Source organism: Streptomyces sp. NPDC019531 (assembly GCF_044903305.1).
In the GTDB taxonomy this organism is placed as follows: domain Bacteria; phylum Actinomycetota; class Actinomycetes; order Streptomycetales; family Streptomycetaceae; genus Streptomyces.
The window spans coordinates 92,066-99,546 of record NZ_JBJDQL010000037.1; the positions used below are offsets into that span (position 1 = coordinate 92,066).

General features: G+C 69.3%; 7 protein-coding genes. 2 read left to right on the forward strand and 5 right to left on the reverse strand.

Annotation, left to right across the window (positions count from 1 at the left end):
- Positions 1 to 32 precede the first annotated feature (32 nt).
- Both pgi and ACI2L1_RS33430 read left to right on the forward strand, forming a co-directional pair.
- A complete protein-coding gene (pgi, locus tag ACI2L1_RS33425; protein WP_404743156.1) occupies positions 33 to 1,688 on the forward strand; it encodes a glucose-6-phosphate isomerase in 1,656 nt (551 codons plus the stop codon).
- 82 nt (positions 1,689 to 1,770) lie between these two features.
- Positions 1,771 to 2,541, forward strand: a complete 771-nt coding sequence (locus tag ACI2L1_RS33430) for a thioredoxin domain-containing protein (RefSeq protein WP_404743157.1) — start codon at positions 1,771 to 1,773, stop codon at positions 2,539 to 2,541.
- A gap of 64 nt (positions 2,542 to 2,605) precedes the next feature.
- Here the strand turns inward: ACI2L1_RS33430 and pgl are convergent, their stop codons facing one another.
- The 5 genes from pgl to ACI2L1_RS33455 all read right to left on the reverse strand — a co-directional run.
- Positions 2,606 to 3,388, reverse strand: a complete 783-nt coding sequence (gene pgl / locus ACI2L1_RS33435; RefSeq protein ID WP_404743158.1) for a 6-phosphogluconolactonase — start codon at positions 3,386 to 3,388, stop codon at positions 2,606 to 2,608.
- Positions 3,385 to 4,575 carry a glucose-6-phosphate dehydrogenase assembly protein OpcA gene (gene opcA, locus ACI2L1_RS33440; RefSeq protein ID WP_404743159.1) on the reverse strand — a complete coding sequence of 397 codons (1,191 nt, stop codon included), beginning with the start codon at positions 4,573 to 4,575 and terminating at the stop codon, positions 3,385 to 3,387. Before opcA ends, pgl begins: the two co-directional genes overlap by 4 nt.
- On the reverse strand, positions 4,572 to 6,095 hold the full coding sequence (zwf, locus tag ACI2L1_RS33445; RefSeq protein WP_404743160.1) for a glucose-6-phosphate dehydrogenase: 1,524 nt from the start codon (positions 6,093 to 6,095) through the stop codon (positions 4,572 to 4,574). Before zwf ends, opcA begins: the two co-directional genes overlap by 4 nt.
- A gap of 4 nt (positions 6,096 to 6,099) precedes the next feature.
- Positions 6,100 to 7,218 carry a transaldolase gene (gene tal / locus ACI2L1_RS33450; RefSeq protein WP_404743161.1) on the reverse strand — a complete coding sequence of 373 codons (1,119 nt, stop codon included), beginning with the start codon at positions 7,216 to 7,218 and terminating at the stop codon, positions 6,100 to 6,102.
- A gap of 32 nt (positions 7,219 to 7,250) precedes the next feature.
- Positions 7,251 to 7,481, reverse strand: a 231-nt coding sequence (locus tag ACI2L1_RS33455; protein WP_404743162.1) for a transketolase-like TK C-terminal-containing protein, incomplete at its 5' end; no start/stop codon positions are given.

Sequence of the window (7,481 nt, forward strand, 5' to 3'; positions counted from 1 at the left end):
GGGACAGGCACGAAAGAAGGCTGAAGTCGGACATGAACGCAGACGGCCGTACCAGGCTCAACCGGACCCCCGAGTGGACCGCGCTGACCGAGCACCGCGAGGAGCTCGGCGAGGTGCGGCTCAGGGAGTTGTTCGCCGCCGATCCCGGGCGCGGCACCGGGTACACACTGCGGGTCGGTGACCTGTACGTCGACTACTCCAAGCACCTGGTCACCGACGAGACCCTGCGTCTGCTGCGCGAACTCGCCGCAGCGACCGATGTGTTCGGGCTGCGGGACGCCATGTTCCGCGGTGAGAAGATCAACACGACCGAGGACCGGGCCGTGCTGCACACCGCGCTGCGTGCTCCGCGCGACGCGGTGATCGAGGTCGACGGGGAGAACGTCGTGCCGGGCGTGCACGCCGTGCTCGACAAGATGAGCGACTTCGCCGGCCGCGTGCGTTCCGGCGAGTGGACCGGCCACACCGGCAGGCGCATCAAGAACGTCGTGAACATCGGCATCGGCGGCTCCGATCTGGGTCCCGCGATGGCCTACGAGGTGTTGCGCGGCTTCACCGACCGCGACCTCACCGTCCGCTTCGTGTCGAACGTCGACGGTGCCGACCTGCACGAAGCCACCCGCGACCTCGACGCGGCGGAGACACTGTTCATCATCGCGTCGAAGACCTTCACCACCATCGAGACGATCACCAACGCCACCTCGGCGCGCGCGTGGCTCCTCGGTGAGTTGAAGGCCGGTCAAGAAGCGGTGGCCAAGCACTTCGTGGCCCTGTCGACGAACGCCGAGAAGGTGTCGGACTTCGGCATCGACACGGCCAACATGTTCGAGTTCTGGGACTGGGTCGGCGGCCGCTACTCCTACGACTCGGCGATCGGCCTCTCCCTGATGATCGCCATCGGGCCCGACCGCTTCCGTGAGATGCTCGACGGCTTCCACCTCGTCGACGAGCACTTCCGCACCGCCCCGGCCGAGTCCAACGTGCCCCTGCTCCTTGGCCTGCTGGGCGTCTGGTACGGCAACTTCCACGACGCGCAGTCGCATGCCGTGCTGCCCTACAGCCACTACCTGTCCAAGTTCACGGCATATCTCCAGCAGCTGGACATGGAGTCCAACGGCAAGTACGTGGGGCGCGACGGACAGCCCGTGGAGTGGCAGACGGGGCCGGTGGTGTGGGGCACACCCGGCACCAACGGGCAGCACGCCTACTACCAACTCATCCACCAGGGCACGAAGTTGATCCCGGCGGACTTCATCGGCTTCGCCGAGCCGGTGGCCGAGCTCGCCGACGGGCTCAAGGCGCAGCACGACCTGCTGATGGCGAACTTCTTCGCCCAGACCCAGGCGCTGGCCTTCGGCAAGACGCCCGACGAGGTGCGGGCGGAGGGGGTGGCCGAGGAACTGGTCCCGCACAAGACGTTCCAAGGAAACCACCCGACCACCACGATCCTGGCCCGCGAGCTCACCCCGTCCGTCCTCGGCCAGCTCATCGCGCTCTACGAGCACAAGGTGTTCGTCCAGGGGGCGGTCTGGAACATCGACTCCTTCGACCAGTGGGGCGTCGAACTTGGCAAGGTCCTCGCCAAGCGCGTCGAGCCCGCGCTCACGGAGGGCGCCGAGGTGCCGGGTCTGGACGCGTCCACGAAGGCGCTGGTGGCGACGTACCGGGAGCTGCGCGGGCGACAGTGAGGCACTCCCGATCAGAACTGCTGTGCGTTTTCTGTGCCCATGCTCTAGGGTCGCGCTGAACCTGGGGGGACGAGAGGTACGGATGAAGCATGGGGGACGGGTCGCCGTGGTGCTCACGGCGGCCCTTGTCGGGGCGGCGCTCGCGGGATGCGGTCAGAGGGACCTGCCGGTCGAGACCGAGGCCGGGACCACGATGGGGGCCGTGACCGCTTACGGCAGCCTTGAGGACGTACCGGAGAAGCTGGGAGCCGACGGCACCACGATCACCGTCGGGGATCCGAAGGCGCCTGTGGCGGTGCACCTCTACGAGGACCCGCGTTGCCCGGTCTGCGAGGAGTTCGAGTCCACCGGCGGTGGTCCGACCGTGCGCGGCGCCACGGTGCGGCGCGAGGCGAGGACCGAGTACACCCTGGCGTCCTTCCTGGACGACCGGGTCGGCGGCAGCGGTTCGAAGAAGGCGGTCAACGCGTTGCGGGCGGCGCTGGAGGAGGGCAAGTTCGCCGAGTATCACGACGTCCTCTACAACAACCAGCCCGAGGAGGCCGTGGACGGTTTCACGGACTCCTCTCTGCTCCAACTGGCCGAGCAGGTCGAGGGTTTGCGCACTCCCGCCTTCGAGTCCGCGGTGCGTACGACGAAGTACCGCTCCTTCGTCACCGCGTCGGAGAAGGCGTACGAGAAGGCCGGGGGCGAGGAGAATCCGGGCGGGCCGGGCACGCCCACAGCGGACATCAACGACGTACGGGTTCCGGAGAAGTACAACTTCCTGATCTTCGACCCGGCGGCGCTTGGCGGGCTCCTGGACGAGATCCGCAACACGCCGGAGAACTGGGACGACAGCATCTTCCACTGACAGTACGGACGCCGGGCCCCTCCTGAGAGGGACCCGGCGTCGACTGCCGTATGCGAGGCCGCCGTTACGGCGAGGCCGGCGGATACAACGACCGCGGCAGCTGGGAGGCCGCCGCATCGTCCAGCAGCCACAGGGTGCGGGCCCGGCCGCGCGCCCCGGCCGCCGGGGCCTGGATCTCGCCCGCACCGGACAGGGCGATGGCCGCGGCCTCCGCCTTGTCCTCTCCGGCCGCCAGGAGCCAGACCTCGCGAGCCGCGCGGATCGCGGGCAGGGTCAAAGTCACCCGGGTCGGCGGGGGCTTCGGCGCCCCGTGCACACCGACGACCGAGCGCTCGGTCTCCCGGACCGCCGGGAGCTCCGGGAACAGGGACGCCACATGCGTGTCCGGGCCGACGCCCAGCATCAGCACGTCGAAGGTCGGGACCGAGCCGTGGTTCTCGGGACCGGCCGCGCGGGCCAGTTCCTCGGCGTAGGCCGCCGCCGCGGCCTCGACGTCGTCGCCGTGGGGGCCGTCCGACGCGGGCATGGCGTGCACGCGCTTCGGGTCCAGCGGCACGGAGTCCAGCAGGGCCTCGCGGGCCTGTGTGTCATTGCGCTCCGGGTCGCCCTCGGGCAGGAAGCGCTCGTCGCCCCACCACAGGTCCAGACGGCCCCAGTCGATGGCGTCCCGGGCGGGCGCGGCGGCCAGTGCGGCGAGCAGGCCGTTGCCGTTGCGGCCGCCCGTGAGGACCACCGACGCCGAGCCCCGGGAGGCCTGCGCGTCCACGATCTTCGTGATCAGACGGGCTGCGGCGGCCTGGGCCATCAGCTCCTTGTCGTGGTGCACGACCAGTTGCGGAGTGTTCACTTCGCCGCCTTCCCGTTCCCGGACAGGCCGGAGGGGACCGGCTTCAGCGCTGCCGACGCCGCCGCTTCCGGTGCGGGAGCTTCCGCGGCAGCCTCGCCAATGGCCGGTTCTCCTTTGGCCGCCGGTCCCTCCGGAGCCGCGTCGGCGTCCGAAGCGGCCGCTGTGTCCGAAGCGGCCTTGACGTCCGGGGTCGCCTCGGTGTCCGAAGCCGCGTCGGCCTCGGGCTCACCGGCCGGTTCCTCGGCGGGCACGCGCCCGTTCGAGTCGTTCAGCCGATGCACGCCGAACCGCAGCGCGGACGCGTAGGTGTCGTCCGGGTCGAGGCGCCGCAGCTCCTCCGCGATCAGCTCGGCCGTGTCCCGGCGCTTGAGCGCCACCGCACGGTCGGGCTGGCCGTCGATGGACAGCGTCGCAAGGGAGCCGTCGGCCCGGTCCAGGGTGATCGGCCCGTTGTTGGTCTCCATGCGGACCGCGGTCAGCCCGGGCCCCGAGGACAGCGAACGCCGTACCGGCACGTCAAGCCTGTCCGCGAGCCACATGGCGAGGAGCTCGCAGCTCGGGTTGAACTCCTCGCCCTCCACCTCGACCGCCTTGACCTCGACGCTGACCTGGTCCAGAGCCGCCGCCAGCATCGAACGCCACGGTGTGATCCGGGTCCAGGAGAGGTCGGTGTCGCCCGGGGTGTAGCTGCCGGCACGGGCCGTCAGCTCGCGCACCGGCTGCTCGGAGGAGTACGTGTCGGTGACCCGGCGCTGGGCGAGCGCGCCGAGCGGGTCGCCCGCCGGGTCGAGTGGCGCGTCCACCGGCCACCAGACGACGACCGGCGCGTCCGGCAGCAGCAGCGGCAGGACCACCGACTGGGCGTGGTTCACGACCTCGCCGTACAGCCGTAGCACCACCGTCTCGCCGGTGCCCGCGTCCGCGCCCACCCGGACCTCGGCGTCGAGGCGGGACTGGGTGCGGTCACGAGGGCTCCGCGACACCCGCTTGATGACCACGAGCGTGCGCGAGGGGTGCTCGCGGGACGCGTCGTTGGCGGCCTTCAGAGCGTCGTACGCGTTCTCCTCGTCCGTCACGATGACCAGCGTGAGCACCATGCCGACGGCCGGTGTGCCGATGGCCCGGCGGCCCTTGACCAGCGCCTTGTTGATCTTGCTGGCGGTGGTGTCCGTGAGGTCTGTTTTCATGGCCGGCGCCAGCTCCGTCCCTCTCGTGCGAGCATCTCGTCGGCCTCGACCGGGCCCCAGGTACCGGAGGGGTACTGGGCGGGCTTGCCGTGCGTGTCCCAGTACTCCTCGATCGGGTCGAGGATCTTCCAGGACAGCTCGACCTCCTCCGTGCGGGGGAAGAGGTTCGAGTCGCCGAGCAGGACGTCGAGGATCAGCCGCTCGTACGCCTCGGGCGAGGACTCCGTGAACGACTCGCCATAGGCGAAGTCCATGGACACGTCCCGGATCTCCATCGAGGTGCCCGGCACCTTGGAGCCGAAGCGGACGGTGACGCCCTCGTCGGGCTGGACGCGGATGACGATCGCGTTGGAGCCGAGCTCCTCGGTGGCCGTCGTGTCGAAGGGGGAGTGCGGGGCCCGCTGGAAGACCACCGCGATCTCGGTGACCCGGCGGCCGAGCCGCTTGCCGGTGCGCAGGTAGAAGGGGACGCCCGCCCAGCGGCGGTTGTCGATCTCCACCTTGATGGCCGCGTACGTGTCGGTCTTCGACTGGGGGTCGATGCCCTCCTCCTGGAGGTAGCCGACCGCCTTCTCGCCGCCCTGCCAGCCCTCCGCGTACTGTCCGCGCACGGTGTCCCGGCCCAGGTCCTTCGGCAGCTTCACCGCGCCGAGCACCTTGGTCTTCTCGGCGGCCAGCGCGTCCGCGTCGAAGGAGGCCGGCTCCTCCATGGCCGTAAGAGCCATGAGCTGGAGCAGGTGGTTCTGGATGACGTCACGGGCGGCGCCGATACCGTCGTAGTAGCCGGCCCGGCCGCCGATGCCGATGTCCTCGGCCATGGTGATCTGCACGTGGTCCACGAAGGACCGGTTCCAGATCGGCTCGAACATCGTGTTGGCGAAGCGCAGCGCCAGGATGTTCTGGACGGTCTCCTTGCCCAGGTAGTGGTCGATGCGGAAGACCTGGTCCGGGGCGAAGACCTCCTCGACGGTCGAGTTGAGCTCCTCGGCCGACTTGAGGTCGTGGCCGAAGGGCTTCTCGATGACCGCGCGGCGCCAGGAGCCGCTCGACTGGTCGGCCAGCCGGTGCTTCTTCAGCTGCTGGATGACCACGGGGAAGGCGGACGGCGGCACGGACAGGTAGAAGGCGAAGTTGCCGCCGGTGCCCTGTGCCTTGTCGAGTTCGTCGATGGTGTCGCGCAGCCGCTCGAACGAGTCGTCGTCGTCGAAGGTGCCCTGGACGAAGCGCATCCCCTGGATGAGCTGCTGCCAGACCTCCTCGCGGAACGGCGTGCGGGCGTGCTCCTTGACGGCGTCGTGGACGACTTCCGCGAAGTCCTCGTTCTCCCAGTCCCGCCGGGCGAAGCCCACCAGGGAGAAGCCCGGCGGCAGCAGACCCCGGTTCGCGAGGTCGTACACGGCGGGCATGAGCTTCTTTCGTGACAAATCGCCCGTGACGCCGAAGATGACCAGGCCCGACGGCCCCGCGATACGCGGGAGCCGTCGGTCAGCGGGGTCACGCAGCGGGTTGCTGCTCGACAAGGTTTCAGCCCTCCGAAGGGGCGAGGCGCTGAAGCTCCGCCTCGGTCGACTTGAGCAGGTCGTTCCAGGACGCCTCGAACTTCTCGACGCCCTCGTCCTCAAGCAGCTGGACCACGTCGTCGTACGAGATCCCGAGCTTCTCGACCGCGTCGAGTTCGGCGCGGGCCTGCTCGTACGTACCGGCGACCGCGTTGCCGCGGATCTGGCCGTGGTCCTCGGTGGCGAACAGGGTCGCCTCCGGCATGGTGTTCACCGTGTTCGGCGCCACCAGCTCGTCGACGTACAGCGTGTCCTTGTACGCCTTGTCCTTGACGCCGGTCGAGGCCCACAGCGGACGCTGCTTGTTCGCGCCGACGTTCTCCAGCTTCGACCAGCGCTCGCCCGAGAAGACCTCCTCGTACGCCTGGTAGGCGAGACGCGCGTTGGCCACGCCGGCCTTGCCGCGGGCGGCCTTGGCTTCGTCGGTACCGAGCGCGTCGATGCGCTTGTCGATCTCGGTGTCCACGCGGGACACGAAGAAGGACGCCACGGAGTGGATCTTCGACAGGTCGAGACCCCTCTCCTTGGCCTTCTCCAGGCCGGTCAGGTACGCGTCCATGACCTCGCGGTAGCGCTCCAGCGAGAAGATCAGCGTGACGTTGACGCTGATGCCGAGGCCGATGGTCTCGGCGATCGCCGGAAGGCCCGCCTTGGTGGCCGGGATCTTGATGAGGGTGTTGGGGCGGTCGACCAGCCAGGCGAGCTGCTTGGCCTCGGCGACCGTCGCCTTGGTGTTGTGCGCCAGGCGCGGGTCGACCTCGATCGACACGCGGCCGTCCTGGCCGTTGGTGGCGTCGAAGACCGGGCGCAGGATGTCGGCGGCGTCACGGACGTCCGCCGTGGTGATCATGCGGATGGCCTCTTCGACCGTGACCTTGCGGGCGGCGAGGTCGGACAGCTGCTGGTCGTAGCCGTCGCCCTCGGAGATCGCCTTCTGGAAGATCGACGGATTGGTGGTGACGCCCACGACGTGCTGCTGGTCGATCAGCTCGGCGAGGTTGCCGGACGTGATCCGCTTGCGCGACAGGTCGTCCAGCCAGATCGCGACGCCTTCCTCGGAGAGGCGCTTGAGTGCGTCTGTCATGGAATTACATCTCCTACGGTCGTATGTGAGCGTCAGCGCTGGGCAGAGGCCAGGGATTCCCGGGCCTTGGCGGCCACGTTCTCGCCAGTGAAGCCGAACTCCTGGAAGAGGACCTTGCCGTCCGCGGAAGCACCGAAGTGCTCCAGGGAAACGATGCGACCGGCGTCCCCGACGTACTTGTGCCAGGTGAGGCCGATGCCCGCCTCGACCGCGACTCGGGCCTTCACGGCCGGCGGCAGGACGCTGTCCCGGTACCCCTGGTC